The following is a 22,724-nucleotide window of genomic DNA, read 5'->3' on the forward strand; positions in this document are numbered from 1 at the left end:
ATGGGGCTCGCTTCGCTGCGGCTACCAGGTGGGCATGATGGCCGCCGGGTAGCGGGAGCCGGCCGAGCCGTGCGGGAGGATCTCCTGGATGCGTGCGAGGTCCTCGGCGGTGAGGGTGATCTGCGCGGCGGCGACGTTCTCCGTGAGGCGCTGAGGGCTGCGGGTGCCGGGGATCGGGACGATGTCGTCGCCCTGGGCCAGCAGCCACGCGAGGGCGAGCTGGGTCACCGCGATGCCCTTGCTCTCCGCCAGGGCCGTCAACTCCCGTACGGCGGCCAGGTTCTTCTCGTAGTTGCCGGGCTGCCAGCGCTCGTCCCAGCTGCGCATGTCGTCGGCCGGGTACTCGGCGGCCGGCTTCACCGCACCGGTGAGGAAGCCGCGGCCCAGCGGGGAGTACGGCACGAAACCGATGCCCAACTCGCGAACGACCGGCAGCACTTCGGCCTCCACGGCTCGCTCGAACACCGAGTACTCCGTCTGCAGCACGGACACCGGGTGGACGGCGTGGGCGCGGCGGATGATGTCGGGGCCCGCCTCGCTCAGGCCGAAGTAGCGCACCTTGCCTTCGGCGATCAGTTCGCCGACGGTGCCGGCCACGTCCTCGATGGGGACGTCCGGGTCGACGCGGTGCTGGTAGAGGACGTCGATGTGGTCGGTGCCGAGGTGGCGCAGGCTGTTCTCGGTGACCTCGCGGATGTGCGCGGGGCGGCTGTCGAGAGCGCCCAACTTCGTCGGGTCGCTCAGGTCGAAGCCGAACTTGGTGGCGAGGACGACCTCCTCACGGACGTCCTTCAGGGCGCGGCCGAGGAGCTGCTCGTTGCTGCCCGTGCCCATGCCGTACAGCTCTGCGGTGTCGAAGAGGGTGACACCGAGCTCGTAGGCGCGGCGGATGGTGGCGGCACCGCCCTGTTCGTCCGCGGCACCGTACGCCATGGTCATGCCCATCGTGCCCAGGCCGATGGCGCCGACCCGCAGACCCTGGGTGCCGAGCGTGCGGTGGGGGAGGGTGTTGTCGTGCTGTGTCATGGCGTCGACGCTACGGACGCGGCGCCCGGAGATCATGGGGCACCGGTCGCATAGTATTGCCTGATCCTCTCACTCGCTTCTCGCTCGAAGGACGTGTTCCGTGCCGGACGGGCTTGCCGACGCCATCGGGCGGCACTGTCAGGGGCCGTGGTCCGAGACCGCCGTGCCCGGGATGTCGCTGGTCGCGTTCGACGAGCTGATCGAGCCCGTCCAGCTGATGTACGAGCCCATGATCTGCTTCATCGCCGACGGAGCCAAGCGCACCGCGGTGGGCGAGCGGAGCTGGGTCACGCCCCGTGGCGAGATGGCCCTGTTCACCCTCGACCTGCCGGTCACCGCCGCCTTCGAGAAGGTGCCCTACCGGGCCGCGGTCATGCGGCTGGACGCCGAGGCGCTCGCCGCCGTGCAGATGGAACTGGACGAGTCCGGGCCGCCCCCGCCGCCGGCCGCCGCCGCGGCGGTCACCGCACCGATGGCGCCGGAACTCGTCGACGCCGTCACCCGCTGGATCCGCCTCCTCGACACCCCGGAGGACATCCGGCCCCTGGCGCCCCGCATCGAGAGCGAGATCCTCTACCGGCTGCTGCGCAGCCCGCTCGGTCCCGTGCTGCGCCACTGGTCCCTGGCCGACTCCGCCGCCTCCCGGATCCGCACGGCGGCCCGCTGGATCTGCGAGCACTACACCGAGCCGCTCGGCATCGACGAGATCGCCGAGATGGCCCGGATGAGCCCGGCCACCCTGCACCGCCACTTCAAGGCGGCCACCGGCATGAGCCCCATCAGGTTCCAGAAGCACCTGCGGCTGCAGGAGGCCCGACGGCGCCTGTTCGCGGGCGATGTGACGGCGGCTCAGGTCGCCCAGGCGGTCGGATACGTCAGCGCCACGCAGTTCAACCGCGAGTACCGCAGCGCCTACGGGCTGCCCCCGGGCCAGGACGCGGCGCGGCTGCGCGCCCGCCTCGCGGAAGCCGGGCAGGTTCCGGTCCTGGTCGACGGGGCGGGCGCGAAGCCGTGACGGGCGCAGTGCAGGCTGTCCGAGCGGGCTGCCGCCGTACGGATCCCGAGTGACACATGGGGCGAAGGCCCCATCAGCCCAAAAAACGCTTGGACGCCGTGGGTGTCGTCGCGGGACACTCCCATCCCGCCGCACAACCACACGGGATCGGGATGGGATCACCTCAAGCAAGCAAGGTTCCCCCGCGCAGGGGCTCCGTGCTCCTCGCACTTCGTTACTACGGACGGGAGTTGGGCCGGCTACGGGTGTGGACCGTGCCCGGCATGCTGCTCCCGGCACTCGGCAACATCGGGATCAACTACATCGCGCCGCTGGTCGTCGCGAAGCTCGTCGGCCGCATCGCCGGGAACGCCGACATCCGCATCGGTTCGACGCTGCCGTACGTCCTCGCCTTCGCCGGTGTCCTGCTGCTGGCTGAGGCGCTGTGGCGGATCGGTCTGCACTGCCTGAACCGCCTCGACGCCCTCGGCATCGAGCACTTGTACGTGCTCGGCATGGACGAGTTGTTCGCCAAGGACGCCGCCTTCTTCCACGACAACTTCGCCGGGGCCCTCACCAAGCGGGTGCTGAGTTTCGCCTCGCGTTTCGAGGAGTTCGCCGACACACTGACGTTCAGCGTCATGGGCAGCCTCGTACCACTGCTGTTCGGGTCGGTGGTGCTGTGGCGCTACGACCCGCTGCTCGTCGTCGGGCTGTTGCTGATGATCACGGTGACGGCGCTGTGTGTCGCGCCGCTCATCCGGCGCCGCCAGCGGCTCGTCGACCAGCGGGAGGAGGCGATCGCCCGGGTGTCGGGGCATGTCGCCGACAGCCTGATGAACATGGACACGGTGCGGGCGTTCGCCTCCGAGCGCCGGGAGGCCGCCGAGCACCGCGCCCGCGTCGCCCACTCGCGGCGGCTCACACTGAGGTCCTGGGACTACGGCAACCTGCGCATCGACACGCTGGTAGCGCCGATGTCCGTACTGACCAATGTGCTGGGCCTGCTGCTCGCGGTCGCGCTCGGCGGGGGCGAGCACGGGGTGGAGGCGGTCGTGGTGGCCTTCACGTACTACAGCAACGCCACGAAGATCATGTTCGAGTTCAACCAGATCTACCGCCGCCTGGAGAGCTCGATGACGGAGGCCGCACAGTTCACCGAGCTGTTGCTGGTTCCGCCGACCGTGCTCGACCCGCGGTCGCCGGAGCCGCTGCTGCCGGGGCCCGCCGACGTCCGCTTCGAGCGGGTGACCTTCGCCCACGGGGGAGGGGAGCCGCTCTTCCGGGGCCTCGACCTGACCGTGCCCAGCGGCACGAAGATCGGCCTCGTCGGCCGCTCCGGCGGCGGCAAGACCACGCTGTCACGGCTCCTGCTGCGGATGATGGACATCGACGGCGGCCGGATCCTGGTCGGCGGCCAGGACATCAGCCGGATGCGCCAGGCCGACCTGCGCGGACTGATCGCCTATGTGCCGCAGGACCCGGCGATGTTCCACCGCACGCTGAAGGAGAACATCGCCTTCGCCCGGCCGGACGCCACCGACGCCGAGATCCGGCGCGCGGCCGAGGCGGCGCACGTCACGGAGTTCGCCGACGCGCTGCCGGACGGCTTCGAAACCATGGTGGGCGAGCGCGGAATCAAGTTGTCCGGGGGACAGCGCCAGCGGGTCGCCCTGGCCCGGGCGATCCTGCGGGACGCGCCGATCCTGCTGCTCGACGAGGCGACCAGCGCCCTGGACTCCGAGAGCGAGGTCCTCGTGCAGGAGGCGCTGTGGCGGCTCATGGAGGGGCGCACGGCGCTCGTGGTGGCCCACCGGCTGAGCACGGTCGCCGGCATGGACCGCCTCGTCGTCCTCGACCGCGGACGGATCGTCGAGCAGGGCACGCACCAGGAACTGCTCGCGGCGCAGGGCGCCTACGCGAAGCTGTGGCAGCACCAGTCGGGCGGGTTCCTGGACGACAGCGCCGTGGACGACAGCACCGTCGTGGAGAGTGCGGGGCAGGACACTGCCCTGGACGACAGTCCCGCCCGGGCCGACCTGCACTGACCGGCGGGTCACGCCCGCCTGGGGGCCTCTCCGCCCTGCTCCTCCCTCTCGTTCTGCCGGTGGGAAAGCGTGGGGCGGAGGTCACCGGTGGCCATCCTGGCCACCATCTCGGCGAGCTGCCCGCAGGCCCGGGCGATCTCCTGCTGGGTCTGGTTCCGCTCGCTGACCACCGCCCCGAGCAGCAGCGCGGTCAGCGCGGCGGAGCCGTTGAACGCCTGCAGCGTGATCATGTTGGTGAGCAGATCGTGACCGTGGAACGGGCCCGATCCGCGGGCGGCCGCGATGATGGCGAAGGTCGACACGGCCAGCGCACAGGGCGCGGCCCCCGCCGGCTGGAAGCGGAAGGCCGCCCAGATCAGCAGCGGGATGCCGAGGAACAGCAGTGGCGCACGGCTGATCTCGAGGAAACCGACGCCGACCGTGGCGGCCACCAGCAGCACTCCCTCCACCCAGCGGGACGGTGGTGCGTCCTTCGGCCGGTGTGGCGAGCGCAGGACGAGCAGGACCGGAGTGACGACCAGGACGCCCATCGCGTCACCGGTCCACCAGACCGACCACGTCGGCCAGAAGTCGCCCGGGCCGAGCACTCCGGCGAGGGCCAGGGTCGCGCTGCCGGTCGTCGAGCTGACCAGCATGCCGGTGAACGCCCCGAGAAAGATCAGGGCCAGCGCGTCCCGCAAACGGTCCAGGGCGTTGCGGAAGCCCGCCCGGCGCAGCAGCTCGTAGGAGCAGAGGGGCGCGAGCGTGTTGCCCGCCACGATGGCGAGCACGGCCGGGACGGACGGCCCCAGCGACACGTTGACCAGGAACGCGCCGAGGGCGATCCCGGGCCACACCCGCCGGCCGCGCAGGAGCAGGCTCGCCACCGCGATACCGCTGGGCGGCCACAGCGGCGTGACCTGACCGCGCACCAGCTGCTGAAGCAGTCCCACCTTGGCCGAACCGAAGTACAGCGCGGCAATGACACAGATCTCCAGGGCGGTCGAGCCGCTGCGCCGGAGCCGTTCATGCCGCGCGACAGCCATCGGGCGACCTCCGTGTCGACATCGGCCCGAACCCCATCATCCGCCGGATCCCGCGGATCCTCCACGGTGCCGGACCGACGGCTCGGCGGTGCCGGTCAGCTGGGCAGCGCGCGCAGGGCGAGGATGGCCGTGTCGTCGTGACCGTCGCTGGGGTGGTGGTCGGCCATTGCCTGGACGAACAACGGCAGGGGAAGGGCGGCATGGGCCGTGGCGAGTTCGGCGAGTTCGTTCAGGCTCTCGTCGATGGGGTGGTCGGGATGTTCGACCAGGCCGTCGGTGAAGAAGACCACGGTGGCGGCCGGGGGCAGAAGGCGGGAGTGGTCGGGCCGATCCTGCGCGGTGTCGACGCCGAGCGGCAGCCCGGGCTCGACGAGCAGGTATTCCACCTGTCCGTCAGGGGTCATCAGCAGGGGCGGCAGGTGGCCCGCGCTGCTCCAGCGCAGCCGCCAGCCCGGCCCCTCCGGCTCGATGCGGGCCAGGAGAGTGGTCGTGACGGGGTTGTCGGTGAGGGCCTCCAGGGTCCGGTCGAGCTGGGCGAGGATCGCGCCGGGCGAATTGCGCTGGTCGAACAGCAGCGCACGCAGCATGTTGCGGGTGGAGGCCATGGCGGCCGCGGCGTGCAGATCATGGCCGACCACGTCGCCGATGACTACGGCCACCGCGTTGTCGGGCAGGGGGATGGCGTCGTACCAGTCGCCGCCGAGCTGACTGGGCTCGGCGGCGGGCCGGTAGATGGCGGCGGCGGTGAACGGTCCCAGATCGGGCAGGGTGGGCAGCAGAAGCCGCTGGAACTGCTCGGCTCCGACCCGGATCCGTTCGAAGAGGCGGACGTTCTCGATCGCGATGCCGGCGGCGCCGGCCAGGGCGACGACGACGTTCTCGTCCTGCACGTCGAAGGGCTGCCCGTCGCGCCGCTCGGACAGGTAGAGGTCGCCGTAGATCTCACCGCGCACGCTGATGGCGACGCCGAGCAGGGTGTGCAGCCGCGGATGGTCGGGCGGGAAACCGGCGGAGGACGGATGGGCCGGGATGTCGTCGACCCGCAGCGGCTCGGGATAGCGGATCAGATGGCCGAGGACGCCTCGACCACGGGGCAGGCCGGTCTCGGCCAGGGCGTTGCGTTCCTGCTCGGACAGACCGGCCGAGATGAACTGCTCCAGGCCCTCCCCGGACTCGTTGAGGACGCCCAGCGCCCCGTAGCGGGCGCCGACCAGGTCCATGGCGGTGGTCACGATGCGGTGCAGCACCGCGGGCAGCTCCACCTCGCGGCTGATGGCCATCACCGCGTCCAGCAGGCCCTGCAACCGGTCCATGGTGGACAGCAGGGTGCGCAGTTGCTCGTCGATCCGGCCCACCTCGGAACGCAGACGCAGCTGCAGGTCGCGAAGGTCCGGCTGCCTGGGCTGTCTCCCTTCCCTCTCTCCCGCCATGGCCGCCTCCTGAACCGGTCCCGACACCAGCGTCGCACGGCCGACCAGGGCGAACGGCATTGACTCGACCGGCGGCGCGTTCCCTGAACCGGTCGTTCCGCTCGCCGGCACCGCGTGGGTGAGCGTCAGCGGGTCCGGGACGGCCGGGTGCCCGGGGCCCTCGCACCAGGCGAGGACGACGGGCACGGGCGGCGCGCCCACGAGCGGCCGGAAGACCAGCGACGGGGGCGGCCGTGTCGGCGACGGTCTGCGGCAGCGACAGCCCCTGGTCCGTGTGGTGCGGTCGCGCTGGTCGTCACGGCGAGCGTGGGCGCGGTCCGCACGGGTCGGCGCGGACGCGGGGCCGTCAGGCCGACGGGAGCGCGGCGGCCGTGTCGGCGAAGGTCTGTAGGGGGCTCTTGAACAGTGGGTCCAGGACGATCGTGGCGGCTGCCACGACCAGGATCGCCGGCCCGGCGTGCGGGATCTGGATCCGGTCGGGGTCGTCGCAGACGTGTGCGTGGCTGATCGCGGCCGTCCGGATCTCGTCCAGGTACGCGGGCTGGAGCGTGCTCGACGTCTCGGTGATGACCACCAGGTCCGGGTTGAGGACGTCGAGCAGGAGCCCCGTCGCCCGGCCCACCGCCCGCGCGCGCTCCCGCAGCAGCGCGTCGGCCCGCCGGTCCCCGGCCGTCGCAGCGTCCACCAGCAGACCGATGTGCGGCTCGGGGATGATGCCCCGCTCCATCGCGCGTCGGGTGAGCCGGGTGTCGCAGACGGTCGCCTCCAGACAGCCGGTACGACCGCACGGACAGGCCACCCGGCTGTCCGGCACCGGCAGATGCGCCACGTCTCCCGCGCCCGAACGCGGCCCGCTGTGCACCACGCCGGCGATCGACAGGGCCGCGTCCACCACGTTGCCCACGAACAGGTGCAGCAGGGAGCGCCGTGCCTCGGGCCGGCCGAACAGCAGCTCCGACTGCGCGACGGCACGGGCATGGTTGTCCACCCGCACGGGCAGTCCCGTGTGCCGCCGCAGCTCGGCCGCCAGCGGCCGCTGGTGCCAGCCGAGCGCGTCATGCCGTACGACCGTGCCGGTCTCCGGGGCCACCCAGCCGCCGATCGCCGTGCCCGCCCCGAGGACCTTCGCGCCGGCCGGGGTCCGCTCGGCGATGAAGCGGGCCAGCGCGCGGCCCAGGTGGTCCGGGAGGCCGGCGGCCGGAATCCCGTCGTGCGGGAGCTGCTGCCGGGCCACGACCGTGCCGCGCAGATCGGTCAGGCCGAAGTCCGCGCCGGGCACCCCGATGTGCACGCCCGCGACCAGCGGCCCGCCCGCGCCTCCGGTTCGCAGGTCCACCGGGATCTGCGGCCTGCCCACCCCGCTCGCCGCGACCAGCTCCGGCACCTCGCAGACCAGGCCGAGCCGGGCCAGGTCGGTGCACTGGCGGGAGACGGCCGCCGGGCTCAGCCCGGACAGCCGGGCTATGCCGCTGCGGGCCACCGGGCCGTGGTCGAGCACGGCCCGCAGCACCGACGCCGCGTTGGCCTCCCGGCGGCCGTCGCCCGAGATGCGCGCGGCGGGGGGAACGGTCGTCGACATGGCAGCCCTTCTCGGTCTCGCGGTTTCCGGTCTGAGGAGGTGACAGGGTCCAACATGCCGTGTCCGCGGCCGGTTTGGCGACCGGCAGTGGCCGGGACCACGGCCGGCATGGCGGGCGTGTTGCAGGGTCGTGAAACGGACCGGGGGAGTGTTGACCGGCGTGCGGCGGCCCGCCCAAGCTCGTTGAGGAACACCTACCCCCGTCATTCCTCACCGCCCAGGCCCCCACCTGCCCGGATTTCCTTCCGCTCAGAAAGCAACTAACCGCCGTCACCTCGCGAAGGGCCCCTCCCATGACCTCCACCGCACCCGCCGCGACCCTCACCGTAGAGAAGGTCGGCGGCCGCATCGGCGCCGTCGTCTCCGGTGTCCGCCTCGGCGGCGACCTCCCCGAGCCCGTCGTCGCCGCGATCCGTGCCGCGATCCTGGAACACAAGGTCGTCTTCTTCCGCGGCCAGCACCATCTCGACGCCGACAGCCACGAGGCGTTCGGCCGGCTCCTCGGCGAGCCCGTCGCCCACCCCACCGTCCCTTCCGTCGACGGCAAGTACGCCTTCGGCGTCGACAACGACCACGGCGGCCGCGCCAACCAGTGGCACTCCGACGTGACGTTCGTGCCCGCCTACCCCGCCTTCTCGATCCTGCGCGCCGAAGTCGTCCCCCCGTACGGCGGCAACACCCTGTGGGGCAACACGGCCGCCGCCTACGCCGAACTCCCTGACGCCCTCAAGCTGTTGGCGGACAACCTGCGGGCCGAGCACACCAACGACTACGACTACGCGGAGGCGCGCCCCGAGGCCCGCGCCGGCGAACTGGAGCAGCACCGCAAGGTGTTCACCTCCACGAAGTTCCGCACCGACCACCCGGTGGTCCGCGTGCACCCGGAGACCGGCGAGCGCACCCTGGTGCTGGGCAGCTTCGTCAAGCGCCTGGTCGGCCTGCGCGGCCCGGACTCGCGGGCGATCATCGGCGTCCTCCAGTCGCACGTCGAGCGCCCGGAGAACACCGTCCGCTGGCAGTGGCGCTCCGGCGACGTCGCCGTCTGGGACAACCGGGCCACCCAGCACTACGGCGTCGACGACTCCGGCGACCATGCGCGCACCCTGCGCCGCGTCACCATCGACGGCGACGTGCCGGTGGGCGTGGACGGCCGCCGCTCGGTACTCCTGGAGCCGACGTCGGTGCCGGAGCCGACGTACGGGATCGCGTCCGGTGCCTCCACGGACGGCAAGGTCGCCGAGGAGGACATCAGCGTGCCCGCATGACGTCACGCGGAGAAGCAGGCCGGCGGAGAGGAAAGATCACTACTGTGTCCGTGTGCTGTCATACGACGAACTGACCCCGCCGGAACGTGAGTTGTGGGACGTGTTCCCCGAAGGGCGCCGCGTGGACCTGCGGTCCGGTGTGGCCGAGGACGACCGGGTGGCCGACGGCGGGGAGTGGGGGGCCGGGCGTACCGTCCGGGCCGAAGTGATCGTCGCGCTGCTGCTCGGTGCGCACTCCGTGCAGCCCGGCGCGGTGGGCGCCCTGGCGCTTGCGGGCGCGCGGATAACCGGCCGGATCAACCTGGCCGGTGCGCGGATCGATCACCCCCTCTGGATCGAGGACTGCTGGTTCGAGCAGGACGTCAGCCTCTTCGGGGCCGAGACCCGCACCGTCGCGCTCACCCGCAGCCGGGTGCCCGGGCTCGAAGCCGGGTCGGCCCGCATCGAGGGACGTCTCGACCTGCTGGGGTCGATCGTGGAGGCCGGCCCGGTCTCCGCCTTCCACCGGGAGCTCAGTGCCCTGTCGCTCACCCACGCGCACGTGACCGGCGGAGTGAACCTCAACAAGGCCCGACTGCTCGCCCCCGAGGGGTGGGCCCTGTCCGCCGGCGGCCTGGTCACGGACGGAGGCCTCTTCTGCGGGGGCGGCTTCGTCGCGCACGGTGAAGTGCGGCTGCTGGGCGCGCAGTTGCCGGGCGGGCTGTTCATGCAGGGCGCGCAGCTGGAGCGCCCCGGCCCGCGCGGCGTGGCCCTCGCCCTGGACAACGCGGTGGCCTCGACGCTGGAGTTCTCCCGGGGCTTCACCGCGAACGGCACCGTGCGTCTGCGCGGTACCCGGGTCTCGGACAACGTGACCTTCCAGGGAGCCGTCCTGAACGGGCCTCCCGGCGGTGACGGCCCGGCCCTGCTGTGTGCGCTCATGCAGGCCGTCGACTTCGACCTCACCCTCGCCCGCCAGCCGTCCCAGGCGGTGGACCTGCGGGGCGCGCAGGTGTCGTACCTCCACGACAACGAGCACAGCTGGCCGCAGACGGTGGAGCTGGACGGCTTCGTCTACGGCTCCATCAAGGTGACGGTGGCGGGCGAGCGGCGGGAGGCGGTGGGGTGGCCGGGCTCCGTGGCGCACCGCATGCGGTGGATAGGACGCAGCCCCGGCTACAGCCCCCAGCCGTACGAGCAGTTGGCGAGCTGGTACCGCACGGCGGGCCACGACGACGACGCCCGCCGGGTGCTGCTGGCCAAGCAGCGGCACCGGCGGCGCACGTTGCGGCCGGCGGCCCGCGCATGGGGGCACTTGCTGGACGTGACCGTGGGCTACGGCTACCGGCCCTGGCTGGCGGGCATCTGGCTGCTCGTGCTGACCCTGCTGGGCACCCTGACGTTCGGCGCTCACAGCCCCACACGGGTGCAGGCGGGCGAGGGGCCCCGGTTCCAGCCGCTCGTCTACACACTCGACCTGTTGATCCCGATCGGCGGTCTGGGCCAGCGCACCACCTGGTACTGGACGAGCGGCACCCTCCAGTGGCTGGCCTATCTGCTGATCGCCTTCGGCTGGGTGCTGACGACGGCCGTCATCGCGGGCGTGACCCGCGCCCTGCAGAAGAACTGACCGATCAGAGGCAGGGGCGTGTCCACTGCGCTGTCCGCATTGCGGGACGGCCCTCTTGACGTGGCTCCGAGGCGGACCGACACTCCAGAGGAGAATCCTAGTGAATAGGTAGGGAAACGCATGGGGCGCCTTGAGCCGGTCACCGTCCGAGTGATCCGTCGGCCTCTCCTCACCTCCCGCCGTCACATCGATCTGCAGCGTGTCTGCAGTGCGATCAGCCCCCAGGGCTGAGTTCGCCCGACGTCGCTTCCGCCGCGCGTACGTCCGCGCCCTCTCCCGGGGAGACCCATGTCCGTCACACCGCTGGCCGCCCACACCTCCGCCCAGCCCGCCCCCGCCTTCCGCGGCCGGATCGGCAGCGACGCCCGCAGCGGCCACTACGCCGTACCGGGCCGCTACCGCCTCCATCTGTCGACCGCGTGTCCCGACGGCCTGCGCATCGCCGTCATCCACAGCCTGCTCGGCCTGGACACCGTCTGTCCGGCGACCTTCCTGCCCGCCGTGCCCGACACCCCCGAAGGCGGCCACTGCGCCCTGCGCCCGCTGTACGAGGCGAGCGCGCACCACTACACCGGACCGGCCGTCGCGCCCGTGCTCAGCGACGACTGGTCCGGACGGATCGTCAGCACACACGTCCCGGACATCATGCGCGACCTCGCCCGCCGCTTCGGCGGCGACCGCCCCTCGCCCTACCCGTGCGGCGCGGAGTCGGAGATCGAGGCCGTCGAGCGGATGTGCGCGCAGGGCATCGAGGACGCCGCGCAGCGCGCCGGATCGGCCGGCGGTGAGGAATCCGAGCGCGCGGCGGCGCTCGAGACGCTGCTCGAAACGCTCGGTGCGCTGGAGCGGTGGCTGGTCGGGCGGACGTATATGATCCGCGACGAAATCACGGCCGCGGACGTCGAGTTGTGGGTCGCGCTGGTCCAACTCGACACCGTGCACCGCAACCACCTGGACGCCGGTGCGGTCCAGCGGATCGCCGGTCATCCCACCCTGTGGGCCTACGCCCGCCGGCTGGCCGCCCATCCGGCCTTCGGCGCCCATCTCGACCTGGACGGCATCGCCCGGCGCCACCACGCGCGTTGCCAGGGTCTGGAGGCCGCCGGAGCCGCCGTCCAGATCCTGGACTGGGCGGCCCATGCATCCGACGGAAACGGGACAGTGGCGCAGGTCAACAGGGATTGAGTCGTTCCACACAGTGGACCGGCGTTGACATTCCTTCGGGCAATTGTTTTAACTACGAACCAGAACGGTCATGAGTGTCAGCGACAAGCCCTGGCTGGCTGACCGGCAACCCTCGCTCCGCGGTGGGGTGCCCCAGGTGACGACCGGACCGGATGACGTTTCGGTAAGCGCGAGGCCCACAAGGGCCGGAACAGTGATGGTGACGCCATGTACGCAGCTCCCAGGACGGCCGCACGCCGCCCTCAGGGCTGCGTACAGCCGTACGCGAACCTGCTGAACCTGTTCGCCGCCGACCGTGCCGTCGATCTGCTCCGTGTGAACAGCGCACTGTGTACCGCACCGGGCTGTGCCCGCTGTCGGGGCTGACACCTCCCCACAGCCCTCGCACCCCCTGACGAACACCGCCCGCGCGGTGTGCCGTTGTCCTCCCCGCCCCCGGTGCCCCTGTACACCCGTGCGCTGAGCGAGCCGCTCCCGCGCACGGCTGCCGCGGCCTGTGGGGTGTCCGACTCCGCCGGAGCCCACCATGAGTGAACCCCCTGGCGCCACCGTCGCCCTCGCCGATGCGCCGCCCGCCGACGAACAGTCAAAGCCCCTCGCCGCACAGCGGGTTCTGCCGCTGCGCAGGCCGGGACGCTGGATCGCCACCGCCGTCGTCCTGATCCTCGCGGCCCAGTTCGTGCACGGCCTGACGACCAACCCGTTCTACCAGTGGGACCGCTTCGGCTACTGGTTCCTGCGGCCCAACATACTCGACGGTCTGCTCATCACCCTCGAAGTCGCCGCCTACAGCGCGGTGTTGGGCCTGGCCGGCGGTATCGTCCTCGCTCTGGCCCGGCTCTCGAAGAGTCCGGTGCTGCGGGCCGTCAGCTGGACCTACATCTGGGCGCTGCGCTCCATCCCGCTCATCGTGGTGCTGCTCTTCCTCTACAACTTCAGCGCCCTGTACAAGACGTTGAGCGTCGGCGTCCCCTTCGGACCGGCCTTCCTCTCCTTCGACGAGTCCAAGCTCGCCACCGACATGGTCGTCGCCGTCATCGGCCTCAGCCTCAACGAGGCGGCCTACGCGGCCGAGGTCGTCCGCGGCGGCATCCTCTCCGTCGACCAGGGCCAGCACGAGGCGGCTGCGGCCCTGGGCCTGCCGAAGAGCTACCAGTTCACGAAGATCGTCTTCCCGCAGGCGCTGCGCTCGATCACCCCGAACTACGTCAACCAGCTCATCGGCCTGATCAAGAGCACCTCGCTGGTCTTCTACGTCTCGCTGCTCGACCTGTTCGGCACCGCGCAGTCCATGGGCTCCACCTACCCCGGCGACATCGTGCCGCTGCTGCTGGTCGCCACCGTCTGGTACCTGATCCTGACCAGCGTCGTCTCCGTCATCCAGTTCTACGTCGAGCGGTACTACGCCCGGGGCGCCACCCGCTCCCTGCCGCCGACGCCGTTGCAGAAGCTCCGCACCGGTCTGACCGACCTGCGAGCCCGTATCCGCAGGGAGGCCGCCGTATGAGCGCGAAGACCCTCGAGGCGCTGGCCGGCGTCGAGGCCGCCACCGTAGAGGTGCACGACGTGCACAAGTGGTACGGCGCCCACCGCGTCCTGAACGGCATCGACCTGACGGTGCGACCGGGCGAGGTGACCGTGATCCTCGGCCCGTCCGGCTCCGGCAAGTCCACCCTGCTGCGGGTCGTCAACCACCTGGAGAAGCCCGAGATCGGCCACGTCAGCATCAACGGCGAACTGATCGGGGTGAAGCGGCACGGCGAGCGCCTGAAGGAGCTCAGTGAGCGGGCCATCCTCACCCAGCGCGGCCGCATCGGTTTCGTCTTCCAGAACTTCAACCTCTTCCCGCACCTGACGGTCCTGGACAACGTGGCCGCCGCCCCGGTCGCCACCGGCAGGCTCAACAAGCCCGAAGCGCAGGACCTCGCCCGCGAGCTGCTCGGCCGGGTGGGCCTCGCCGACAAGACCGGCGCCTACCCGCGCCAGCTCTCCGGCGGCCAGCAGCAACGCGTCGCCATCGCCCGCGCCCTCGCCCTGCGCCCCGGCGTCATCCTCTTCGACGAGCCCACCTCCGCCCTCGACCCCGAACTCGTCGGCGAGGTCCTCGCCGTCATCAAGGACCTGGCGACCAGCGGCACCACGCTCGTCATCGTCACCCATGAGATCGGCTTCGCCCGCGAGATCGCCGACCGGGTCGTCTTCATCGACGGCGGACGGATCGTCGAACAGGGCCCGCCCTCCGAGGTCCTCGACAAGCCGCAGCACGAGCGAACCAGGGACTTCCTCAGCAAGGTCCTCTGACCCCCCTGACGCACTGGCGCGCCGCACGACTTCCCCCCACGCCACACCTCCTCACCCTCTCAGCGACAAGGAACGGCCATGTCTGTCCACTTCACCCGACGCAGCCTGATCCGCGGCATCACCGCGGCGACCGCGGTCGCCTCCCTCGCCACCGGGCTCGCCGCCTGCGGTGGGAACAGCGACGCGGCCACCACGACCGCCGCGGACGGGACCGTGGCCGTCGGACAGCTCTCCAACGGCGCCGCCAAGCAGACCAGCCTCAAGGTCTCCGAGGTGAAGTCGATCAGTGCGGAACTGCCCAAGTCCGTCAAGAGCAGCGGCAAGCTGGAGATCGGCATCGGCGCCCTGCCCGCCGGTTTCGCGCCGCTGGCCTACGTCGGCAGCGACCAGAAGACCCTCACCGGCGCCGAGCCCGACTTCGGCCGCCTCGTCGCCGCGGTCCTCGGCCTGAAGCCCGAGCTGAAGAACTTCACCTGGGAGAACCTCTTCGTCGGCATCGACAGCGGCAAGGTGAACGTGGCCTTCTCGAACGTCACCGACACCGAGGAGCGCAAGAAGAAGTACGAGTTCGCCTCCTACCGCAAGGACAACCTCGGCTTCGAGGTGCTCAAGTCCAGCAAGTGGAACTTCGACGGCAACTACGAGAACCTCGCCGGCAAGACCGTCTCCGTCGGCGCCGGCACGAACCAGGAGAAGCTCCTCCTGGAGTGGAAGAAGAAGCTGGAGAGCGAGGGCAAGAAGCTCACCGTCAAGTACTACCCGGACCGCAACGGCACCTACCTGGCCCTGAACAGCGGCAAGATCGACTCCTTCTTCGGCCCCAACCCCGGCATCGCGTACCACATCACCCAGTCCGCGAACACGCCCGACCCGACGCGCAACGCGGGCACCTACTCGGGCGCCGGCGCCTCGCTGCAGGGCCTGATCGCCGCCACCGCAAAGAAGGACAGCGGCCTCGCCAAGCCGCTCGCCGACGCCATCAACTACCTGATCGAGAACGGTCAGTACGCCAAGTGGCTGGCCGCCTGGAACCTCTCCAACGAGGCCGTCGCCAAGTCCGAGGTCAACCCGCCCGGCCTGCCCCTCGACAACTCCTGACCCGCCCGACAGGGACCCCGCCGCCGCCCCGCGGTGGGGTCCCCAGGCCCTCGGAGACCGCCCCACGATGTCCGCCACCAGCATCGAAGCCACCTCCTCGCACCTTCTGGACAACCCCGCCTGGGCAGCCCTCACCGGCCCGCACGCGTCCTTCGCCGAACGCGTCGGCCGTGCCGCCCGCTACCGGCAGGACGTGGCCCCCTTCTACGCCGTCACCGACACCGGCGACCCACGGGCCTGGGCCGACCTGGCCACCCTCGTCGGCCCCGGCGGCACCGCCTCGGTGCGCGGAGTGACGGAGGCGCCGGCCGGGTGGGAGGTCCTGCGTACCGGACACGGTGTCCAGCTCGTGGACACCCGTCTGCGCGCCGAGCCCGACCCCGAAGCCGTACGGCTCGGCCCCGACGACGTACCCGAGATCCTCGACCTGGTCGCCCGCACCCAACCGGGCCCCTATCTGCCCCGCACCGTCGAGATGGGCACCTACCTCGGCATCCGCCACAGCGGCCGGCTGATCGCCCTGGCCGGCGAGCGCCTCCACCCGCCGGGCTGGACCGAGATCAGCGCCGTGTGCACCGACCCCGCCTACCGCGGCCGGGGCCTGGCCACCCGCCTGGTCCGCGCGGTCGCAGCCGGCATCAAGGAGCGCGGCGAACGCCCCTTCCTGCACGCCAGGGCCACCAACGCCGACGCCATCCGGCTCTACGAGTCGCTCGGCTTCACCCTGCGCCGCCGCACGGTTTTCTCGCTCGTACGGCCGACCGGGGCCGTCGCCCTGGAAGAAACGGCATAACCGTGGCGTTGTCCTTGTCGAAGGCTGACTGTTCGCGCGTTCGGGCGGAGGTGTGGGACGTGACACGTGTACTCCGCGTCCGTGTCCACAACCCGCTTCACAGCGTCCGCCTGCACTCCCGGCCGCATATCGACCTCCAGCGCGTGGCCGGCGCCCTCTGTTGCTCCTGACCCGTTTTCAAAGCCGCCGTGTGCCCCGATCCCGCGGGCCGGCGATCTCGTACGGACCTCCAGGAAGGCACCCTCGTGTCCTCAACTCCCGTTTCCCGTCTGCACCTTGCCGTGGCCCTCGAGGGCACCGGCTGGCACCCCGCCTCCTGGCGCGAACAAGTGGCCCGCCCCCGGGACCTGTTCACCGCCGGATACTGGGCCGACCAGATCGCCGAGGCCGAGCGCGGACTGCTCGACTTCGTCACCCTGGAGGACGGCCTCGGCCTGCAGTCCTCGCAGTACGGCGAGCCGGACGGCCGCACCGACGAGGTCCGCGGCCGCCTCGACGCCGTACTGATCGCATCCCGCATCGCCCCCCTCAGCCGGCACATCGGCCTGGTGCCGACCGTGATCGCCACCCACACCGAGCCGTTCCACATCTCCAAGGCGATCGCCACCCTCGACTACGTCAGCACCGGCCGCGCGGGCCTGCGGGTGCAGATCACCGCCCGCCCGCACGAGGCCGACCACTTCGGCCGCCGCACCTTCCCGCCGATCAACCTGGCGGAACTCCGGAGCCCGGCCGGACAGGAGCGGCTCACCGAGCTGTTCGACGAGGCCGCCGACTACGTCGAGGTCGTGCGCCGGCTCTGGGACAGCTGGGAGGACGACGCGGAGATCCGGGACGTCGCCACCGGCCGCTTCATCGACCGCGACAAGCTGCACTACATCGACTTCGAGGGCAGGCACTTCAGCGTGAAGGGCCCCTCCATCACCCCGCGCCCGCCGCAGGGCCAGCCGCTCGTCACCTCCCTCGGACACCAGACCGTCCCGTACCGGCTGATCGCCCGCCAGACCGACGTCGGCTACGTCACCCCGCACGACAGCGACCAGGCGCGTGCCATCGTCACCGAGATCCGCGCCGAACAGGAGGCCGCCGGGCGCGCCGGTGAACTCCTGCACGTCTTCGGCGACCTGGTGGTCTTCCTCGACGACGACCAGGCCGCCGCCGAGGACCGCCGCGCCCGTCTCGACGCCCTCGCGGCAGAGCCGTACACCAGCGACGCACGCATCTTCGCCGGTACGCCCGCCCAACTCGCCGACCTGCTTCAGGAGTTCGCCGAGGCGGGGCTGACCGGGTTCCGGCTGAGGCCTGCCGTTGCCGGACACGACCTGCCCGCCATCAGCCGGGGCCTGGTTCCCGAACTCCAGCGCCGCGGCGCCTTCCGTACCGCCTACGAGGCCGACACCCTGCGCGGCCTGCTGGGCCTCGCGCGCCCCGCCAACCGCTACTCCCCCAGGCTCTCGGCTTCGCTCGAGCCCGGGGGGACCCCCATCGCCTGAGCCGGAAGGACCGCACCGACATGAGCAAGCCGCTGAAGCAGATCCACCTGGCCGCACACTTCCCGGGCGTCAACAACACCACGGTGTGGAGCGACCCGAGGGCCGGCAGCCACATCGAGTTCAGCTCCTTCGTCCACTTCGCACAGACCGCCGAACGCGCCAAGTTCGACTTCCTCTTCCTCGCCGAGGGCCTCAGGCTCCGCGAACAGGGCGGGAAGATCTACGACCTGGACGTCGTCGGCCGCCCCGACACCTTCACGGTCCTGGCCGCGCTCGCCGCCGTCACCGAACACCTGGGCCTGACCGGCACCATCAACTCCACCTTCAACGAGCCCTACGAGGTGGCCCGCCAGTTTGCCAGCCTCGACCACCTCTCCGGCGGCCGCTCCGCCTGGAACGTGGTCACCTCCTGGGACGCCTTCACCGGCGAGAACTTCCGCCGCGGCGGCTTCCTCCCGCAGGACGAGCGCTACTCCCGCGCCAAGGAGTTCCTGACCACCGCGCACGAACTCTTCGACTCCTGGCACGGCGACGAGATCATCGCCGACCAGGCCACCGGCGTCTTCCTGAAGGACGCGAAGGCCGGCTCCTTCGTCCACTCCGGCCGGCACTTCGACATCCACGGCCAGTTCAACGTGCCGCGCTCCCCGCAGGGCCGCCCGGTCATCTTCCAGGCCGGCGACTCCGACGAGGGCCGCGAGTTCGCCGCCTCCTCCGCCGACGCGATCTTCAGCCGGTACGCCACCCTGGAGGCGGGCCAGGCTTTCTACCAGGACGTCAAGAACCGCCTCGCCAAGTACGGCCGCCGCCCCGACCAGTTGCTCATCCTGCCCGCCGCGAGCTTCATCCTCGGCGACACCGATGCGGAGGCGGAGGAGCTGGCCAAGCAGGTGCGCCGCCAGCAGGTCAGCGGGGCCACCGCCATCAAGCACCTGGAGTTCGTCTGGAACCGGGACCTGTCCTCCTACGACCCGGAGGGCCCGCTGCCGGACATCGATCCGGACGTCAGCGACAACCACATCTCCAAGGGCCGCGCCCAGGTGCGCATGTACCGCGACCCGCTGGCCACCGCCCGCGAGTGGCGCGAGCTGGCCGCCGCCAACAACTGGTCCATCCGTGACCTCGTCATCGAGACCGGCAACCGCCAGAACTTCATCGGCTCCCCGGCCACCGTCGCGAAGACCATCAACGACTACGTGCAGGCCGACGCCAGTGACGGCTTCATCCTCGTCCCGCACATCACCCCCAGCGGCCTGGACGTCTTCGCAGACAAGGTCGTGCCGCTGCTCCAGGAACAGGGCGTGTTCCGCACGGAGTACGAGGGCCCGACCCTCCGCCATCACCTGGGCCTCGCGCACCCCGACGAGGCGTCCGACGAGCGGGCGGCCTCGTGAAGTTCCTCGCGATCACCCTGATCGTCCACCGCCCGGACCCGGTGACCGGGGTGCAGAAGTCCACCCACGACCGGTTCCGTGAGGTGCTCGACAACGCCCTGCTCGCCGAGGAACTGGGCTTCGACGGCTTCGGCGTGGGGGAGCGGCACGAGCGGCCGTTCATCTCCTCCTCGCCGCCGGTCGTGCTGAGCCACATCGCCGCGCTGACCAAGCGCATCCGCCTGTTCACCGCCGTGACGACCCTCAGCCTCCTGGACCCGGTCCGCGCCTACGAGGACTACGCCACCCTCGACCACCTCTCGAACGGCCGCCTCGACCTGATCATCGGCAAGGGAAACGGCGCCGCCCAACGTGACCTGTTCCAGGTCACGCCCGAGGACCAGTGGGACCGCAACGCCGAGAGCTACGAGGTGTTCCGGCAGATCTGGCGCCAGGACAAGGTCACCGCGGCGACCCGCTTCCGCCCCGAGCTGACGGAGGCGGAGGTCTGGCCGCGCCCGTACCAGCAGCCGGTCCGGGTCTGGCACGGCAGCGCGACCAGCAAGGAGTCCGTCGACCTCGCCGCCCGCTACGGCGACCCGCTGTTCTCGGCCAACGTCACCAACCCCATCGAGCCGTACGCCGAGTTGATCCGCTACTACCGCGAGCGCTGGGAACACTACGGCCACGACCGCGCGCGGATCGCCGTCGGTGCGGGCACAGCGGGTGTCTATGTGGCCCCGACCTCCCAGGAGGCCCTGGCCGCGTACCGACCGATCTTCGAGTCCAACCTGGCGTTCTTCAAGAAGGCCGGGCTGCCGGTCGTCTTCGAGACCCTGGAGGACTTCGTCGAGCGCAGCTCCGCCCTGATCGGCAGCCCGCAGCAGGTCATCGACAAGGTGCACCGCTACCACGAGCAGTTCGGGCACACCGTCGTGCACCTGCACGCGGACGCGAGCGGACTCACCGACACCCAGCACCGCGACTCGCTGGAGCTGTTCCACTCGGCGGTGGCCCCGACCCTGCGGGTGGCCATCCCGGACCCGCCCTTCGACTGGGGCCCGGTGCTGCCGGGAACCGACCAGTGAGGAGCCGGCCCATGTCTGACATCCCTCTCGGCGTCCTCGACCTGGTGCCGATCTCCTCCGGTTCGACGGCCGCCGACGCCCTGCGCAACTCCATCGACCTGGCCCAGCAGGCCGAACGCCTCGGCTACGCCCGGTACTGGTTCGCCGAACACCATCTCAACCCGGGTGTCGCAGGCACGTCCCCCGCGGTCGTGCTGGCCCTGACGGCCTCCGCCACCTCCACCATCCGCCTCGGCTCGGGAGCCGTACAACTCGGCCATCGCACCGCCCTGTCCACGGTGGAGGAGTTCGGCCTGATCGACGCCCTGCACCCCGGCCGTTTCGACCTCGGCCTCGGCCGCTCGGGCGGTCGCCCGCCGGGGGAGAAGGCGACCGGGCCGACGACCACCCCGGTCGTCGACGGACGCGCCCCGAACGGTCTGCTCATCCCGCCCCGCTTCTCCTTCGAACGCCTCCTCGGCTCACCCCGGATCGCCCTGCAACGCAGACTGCTCCTGCTGCCGAACGCCGAATCGCAGGACTACGCCGAGCAGATCGACGACATCCTGGCCCTGCTGGCCGGCACTTACCGCTCCCCGGAGGGCGTCGAGGCGCACGCCGTGCCGGGTGAGGGCGCCGAGGTCGAGCTGTGGATCCTCGGCAGCAGCGGCGGCCAGAGCGCCGAGGTCGCGGGCGCGCGCGGCCTGCGGTTCGCCGCCAACTACCACGTCAGCCCGGCCACCGTCCTGGAAGCGGTGGACGGCTACCGGTCCTTCTTCCAGCCGTCCGACGTCCTCGACAAGCCGTACGTCAGCGTGTCCGCGGACGTCGTGGTCGCCGAGGACGAGGAGACGGCCCGCGAACTCGCCACCGGCTACGGCCCGTGGGTGCGCAGCATCCGCACCGCCGAGGGCGCGATCGAGTTCCCGACGCCCGAGGAGGCACGCGCCCACCCCTGGACCGACGAGGACCGCGCCCTCGTCCAGGACCGCCTCGACACCCGGTTCGTCGGCTCCCCGGCCCAGGTGGCCGACCAGCTGGAACAACTCCAACAGGCCACGGACGCCGACGAGTTGCTCATCACGACGATCACCCACGACCACGCGGACCGGGTGCGGTCGTACGAGCTGCTGGCCGAGGAGTGGAAGCGGCGGTGAGACCCAGCAGCCCGAACCGGCCGGGCGAACACCATACGGGTGTGCCGGTCCGCCGCCTGTGCCCGGTCGTACGGCGGTCGATGCGTCATGGGCATGCCATCGCTCGCATGCCTCGGTAAGGGTTTTACATGAGCTCGGTATGACGGGTGCCCGTCGCCGGGCCCGGCGCGGTCCCGCCGGTCGAGTGCGGCGTAAAGTGCCAGGCCGGGTCCGGTCGGGTGGCCCGAGATGCCGTGGAGGGAGCGCGCGATGGTAAGTCCGCCGGAACTCACCATGGGGCGGCTGCTGTCCTCATGGCAACCGGACCTGCCCGCGCTGCTGCTCGTCCTGCTGCTGGGTGCCCTGTACGGCTGGGGCGTCCTGCGGCTGCGGCGCCGGGGTGAACGCTGGCCCGTGTCCCGCAGTGCCGCCTTCGCCGTGCTCGGCCTCGGCACGCTCGTCGTGGCGACCATGTCGGCCCTCGCCGTCTACGACCGCGTGCTGTTCTGGCCGGCCGCGGTGCAGAACATCCTGCTCGACCTCGTCGCACCGCTCGGCCTGGCGCTGGGCGACCCGCTGCGGCTGGCCGTCAGAGCCCTTCCCGAACGGGCCGCCGGCCGTGCCCAACGGGCGATGACCGGACGACTGGTGCGCCTGCTCACCTTCCCGCTGGTCAGCACGGCCCTGGTGCTGGCGACCGAACTGACCGTGTACTTCACCCCGTACTTCGAGACCGCCCTGCGCCACGGCTGGCTGCACCAGCTGATGTATCTGCACCTGCTGCTCGCCGGCTGCCTGTTCGTGGTGCCGGTGCTCACCCGCGAGGAGACGCTCCCCGCCTGGTGCACCCACCCGGTGCGGGCCGCGCTGGTCTTCCTCGACGGCATCGTCGACGCCGTCCCCGGCATCGTGGTCATGACGCACGGCACGCTGATCGCCGGCGCCTGGTATCTGCACCACGCTCCGCCCTGGTCCCGGGACGTCCAGCATGACCAGCAGGTCGGCGGCGGTGCGATGGTCGGCATCGCCGAGCTGGTGGCCCTGCCCTTCCTGCTCGCCATCCTGGTCCAGTGGGCCCGCACCGAACGCGCGACGACCGCCGCACTGGACCGCCGCCTGGCGACGGAGCTGATCCCGGCGGCGCCGACGGAGGGGCAGACCGAGTCGCCCGACCTGGTACGCCCGTGGTGGGAGACGGAGAACAGCGAGATCGCCCGCCGCATCCGGCATCAGTGACCCAGGGGCAGATCCGCGCCGCCACGTCCCATGGCAAAGTGCGGGGCGTGGATCTGGAAGCGGGGG

General features: G+C 71.2%; 20 protein-coding genes and 1 riboswitch. Of the genes, 16 read left to right on the forward strand and 4 right to left on the reverse strand.

The window, feature by feature from the left end; all coding sequences use genetic code 11:
- Window positions 1–21 precede the first annotated feature (21 nt).
- Window positions 22–1,026 carry an aldo/keto reductase gene (locus ABD355_RS14065; protein ID WP_344400584.1) on the reverse strand — a complete coding sequence of 335 codons (1,005 nt, stop codon included), beginning with the start codon at window positions 1,024–1,026 and terminating at the stop codon, window positions 22–24.
- Window positions 1,027–1,126: 100 nt separating this feature from the next.
- Between ABD355_RS14065 and ABD355_RS14070 the strand changes: the two genes are divergently transcribed.
- Window positions 1,127–2,041, forward strand: coding sequence for an AraC family transcriptional regulator (locus ABD355_RS14070; protein ID WP_344400585.1), 915 nt, complete (start codon window positions 1,127–1,129; stop codon window positions 2,039–2,041).
- A gap of 152 nt (window positions 2,042–2,193) precedes the next feature.
- Entirely contained in the window at window positions 2,194–4,068 is a 1,875-nt protein-coding gene (locus ABD355_RS14075; protein WP_344400586.1) for an ABC transporter ATP-binding protein, read from the forward strand.
- 8 nt (window positions 4,069–4,076) lie between these two features.
- On the opposite strand, the gene ABD355_RS14080 is transcribed toward ABD355_RS14075, so the two are convergent.
- From ABD355_RS14080 to ABD355_RS14090, 3 genes are all read right to left on the reverse strand, one after another.
- Window positions 4,077–5,093: an MASE1 domain-containing protein gene (locus tag ABD355_RS14080; RefSeq protein WP_344400587.1), complete on the reverse strand. Its 1,017-nt coding sequence runs from the start codon at window positions 5,091–5,093 to the stop codon at window positions 4,077–4,079.
- A 95-nt stretch (window positions 5,094–5,188) separates the two neighbouring features.
- Window positions 5,189–6,523 (reverse strand): PP2C family protein-serine/threonine phosphatase, encoded by a 1,335-nt coding sequence (locus tag ABD355_RS14085; protein ID WP_344401211.1) that lies wholly within the window; start codon window positions 6,521–6,523, stop codon window positions 5,189–5,191.
- A gap of 346 nt (window positions 6,524–6,869) precedes the next feature.
- A complete protein-coding gene (locus ABD355_RS14090; RefSeq protein WP_344400588.1) occupies window positions 6,870–8,102 on the reverse strand; it encodes an ROK family transcriptional regulator in 1,233 nt (410 codons plus the stop codon).
- Between the two features lie 293 nt (window positions 8,103–8,395).
- On the opposite strand from ABD355_RS14090, the gene ABD355_RS14095 reads away from it, so the two are divergent.
- The 14 genes from ABD355_RS14095 to ABD355_RS14160 all read left to right on the forward strand — a co-directional run bounded on the left by ABD355_RS14095 (window position 8,396) and on the right by ABD355_RS14160 (window position 22,658).
- Complete coding sequence (locus ABD355_RS14095) at window positions 8,396–9,367, forward strand: TauD/TfdA dioxygenase family protein (RefSeq protein ID WP_344400589.1); 972 nt, start codon at window positions 8,396–8,398, stop codon at window positions 9,365–9,367.
- 52 nt (window positions 9,368–9,419) lie between these two features.
- Entirely contained in the window at window positions 9,420–10,976 is a 1,557-nt protein-coding gene (locus tag ABD355_RS14100; RefSeq protein WP_344400590.1) for an oxidoreductase, read from the forward strand.
- Between the two features lie 120 nt (window positions 10,977–11,096).
- Complete coding sequence (locus ABD355_RS14105) at window positions 11,097–11,207, forward strand: putative leader peptide (RefSeq protein WP_344400591.1); 111 nt, start codon at window positions 11,097–11,099, stop codon at window positions 11,205–11,207.
- 57 nt (window positions 11,208–11,264) lie between these two features.
- Window positions 11,265–12,161 (forward strand): glutathione S-transferase C-terminal domain-containing protein, encoded by an 897-nt coding sequence (locus tag ABD355_RS14110; protein ID WP_344400592.1) that lies wholly within the window; start codon window positions 11,265–11,267, stop codon window positions 12,159–12,161.
- Between the two features lie 66 nt (window positions 12,162–12,227).
- A riboswitch (SAM riboswitch) is annotated at window positions 12,228–12,337 on the forward strand.
- Between the two features lie 350 nt (window positions 12,338–12,687).
- Window positions 12,688–13,668: an amino acid ABC transporter permease gene (locus ABD355_RS14115; protein WP_344400593.1), complete on the forward strand. Its 981-nt coding sequence runs from the start codon at window positions 12,688–12,690 to the stop codon at window positions 13,666–13,668.
- Entirely contained in the window at window positions 13,665–14,462 is a 798-nt protein-coding gene (locus ABD355_RS14120; protein WP_344400594.1) for an amino acid ABC transporter ATP-binding protein, read from the forward strand. Before ABD355_RS14115 ends, ABD355_RS14120 begins: the two co-directional genes overlap by 4 nt.
- Window positions 14,463–14,540: 78 nt before the next feature.
- The gene (locus ABD355_RS14125; RefSeq protein WP_344400595.1) at window positions 14,541–15,560 is read left to right on the forward strand and encodes a transporter substrate-binding domain-containing protein; all 1,020 of its coding nucleotides are present in this window, start codon (window positions 14,541–14,543) and stop codon (window positions 15,558–15,560) included.
- Between the two features lie 67 nt (window positions 15,561–15,627).
- Entirely contained in the window at window positions 15,628–16,353 is a 726-nt protein-coding gene (locus ABD355_RS14130) for a GNAT family N-acetyltransferase (protein WP_344400596.1), read from the forward strand.
- A gap of 59 nt (window positions 16,354–16,412) precedes the next feature.
- Complete coding sequence (locus tag ABD355_RS14135) at window positions 16,413–16,523, forward strand: putative leader peptide (protein WP_344400597.1); 111 nt, start codon at window positions 16,413–16,415, stop codon at window positions 16,521–16,523.
- Between the two features lie 75 nt (window positions 16,524–16,598).
- Window positions 16,599–17,846 carry an LLM class flavin-dependent oxidoreductase gene (locus tag ABD355_RS14140; RefSeq protein WP_344400598.1) on the forward strand — a complete coding sequence of 416 codons (1,248 nt, stop codon included), beginning with the start codon at window positions 16,599–16,601 and terminating at the stop codon, window positions 17,844–17,846.
- A gap of 20 nt (window positions 17,847–17,866) precedes the next feature.
- Window positions 17,867–19,240 carry an NtaA/DmoA family FMN-dependent monooxygenase gene (locus ABD355_RS14145; protein WP_344400599.1) on the forward strand — a complete coding sequence of 458 codons (1,374 nt, stop codon included), beginning with the start codon at window positions 17,867–17,869 and terminating at the stop codon, window positions 19,238–19,240.
- Complete coding sequence (locus ABD355_RS14150) at window positions 19,237–20,307, forward strand: LLM class flavin-dependent oxidoreductase (protein ID WP_344400600.1); 1,071 nt, start codon at window positions 19,237–19,239, stop codon at window positions 20,305–20,307. Before ABD355_RS14145 ends, ABD355_RS14150 begins: the two co-directional genes overlap by 4 nt.
- A gap of 11 nt (window positions 20,308–20,318) precedes the next feature.
- Window positions 20,319–21,443: an MsnO8 family LLM class oxidoreductase gene (locus ABD355_RS14155; RefSeq protein ID WP_344400601.1), complete on the forward strand. Its 1,125-nt coding sequence runs from the start codon at window positions 20,319–20,321 to the stop codon at window positions 21,441–21,443.
- Between the two features lie 249 nt (window positions 21,444–21,692).
- Window positions 21,693–22,658 carry a cytochrome c oxidase assembly protein gene (locus tag ABD355_RS14160; protein ID WP_344400602.1) on the forward strand — a complete coding sequence of 322 codons (966 nt, stop codon included), beginning with the start codon at window positions 21,693–21,695 and terminating at the stop codon, window positions 22,656–22,658.
- Window positions 22,659–22,724 lie beyond the last annotated feature (66 nt).

The sequence above is a fragment of the Streptomyces longisporus genome, from assembly GCF_039532765.1.
Lineage (GTDB): Bacteria > Actinomycetota > Actinomycetes > Streptomycetales > Streptomycetaceae > Streptomyces > Streptomyces longisporus.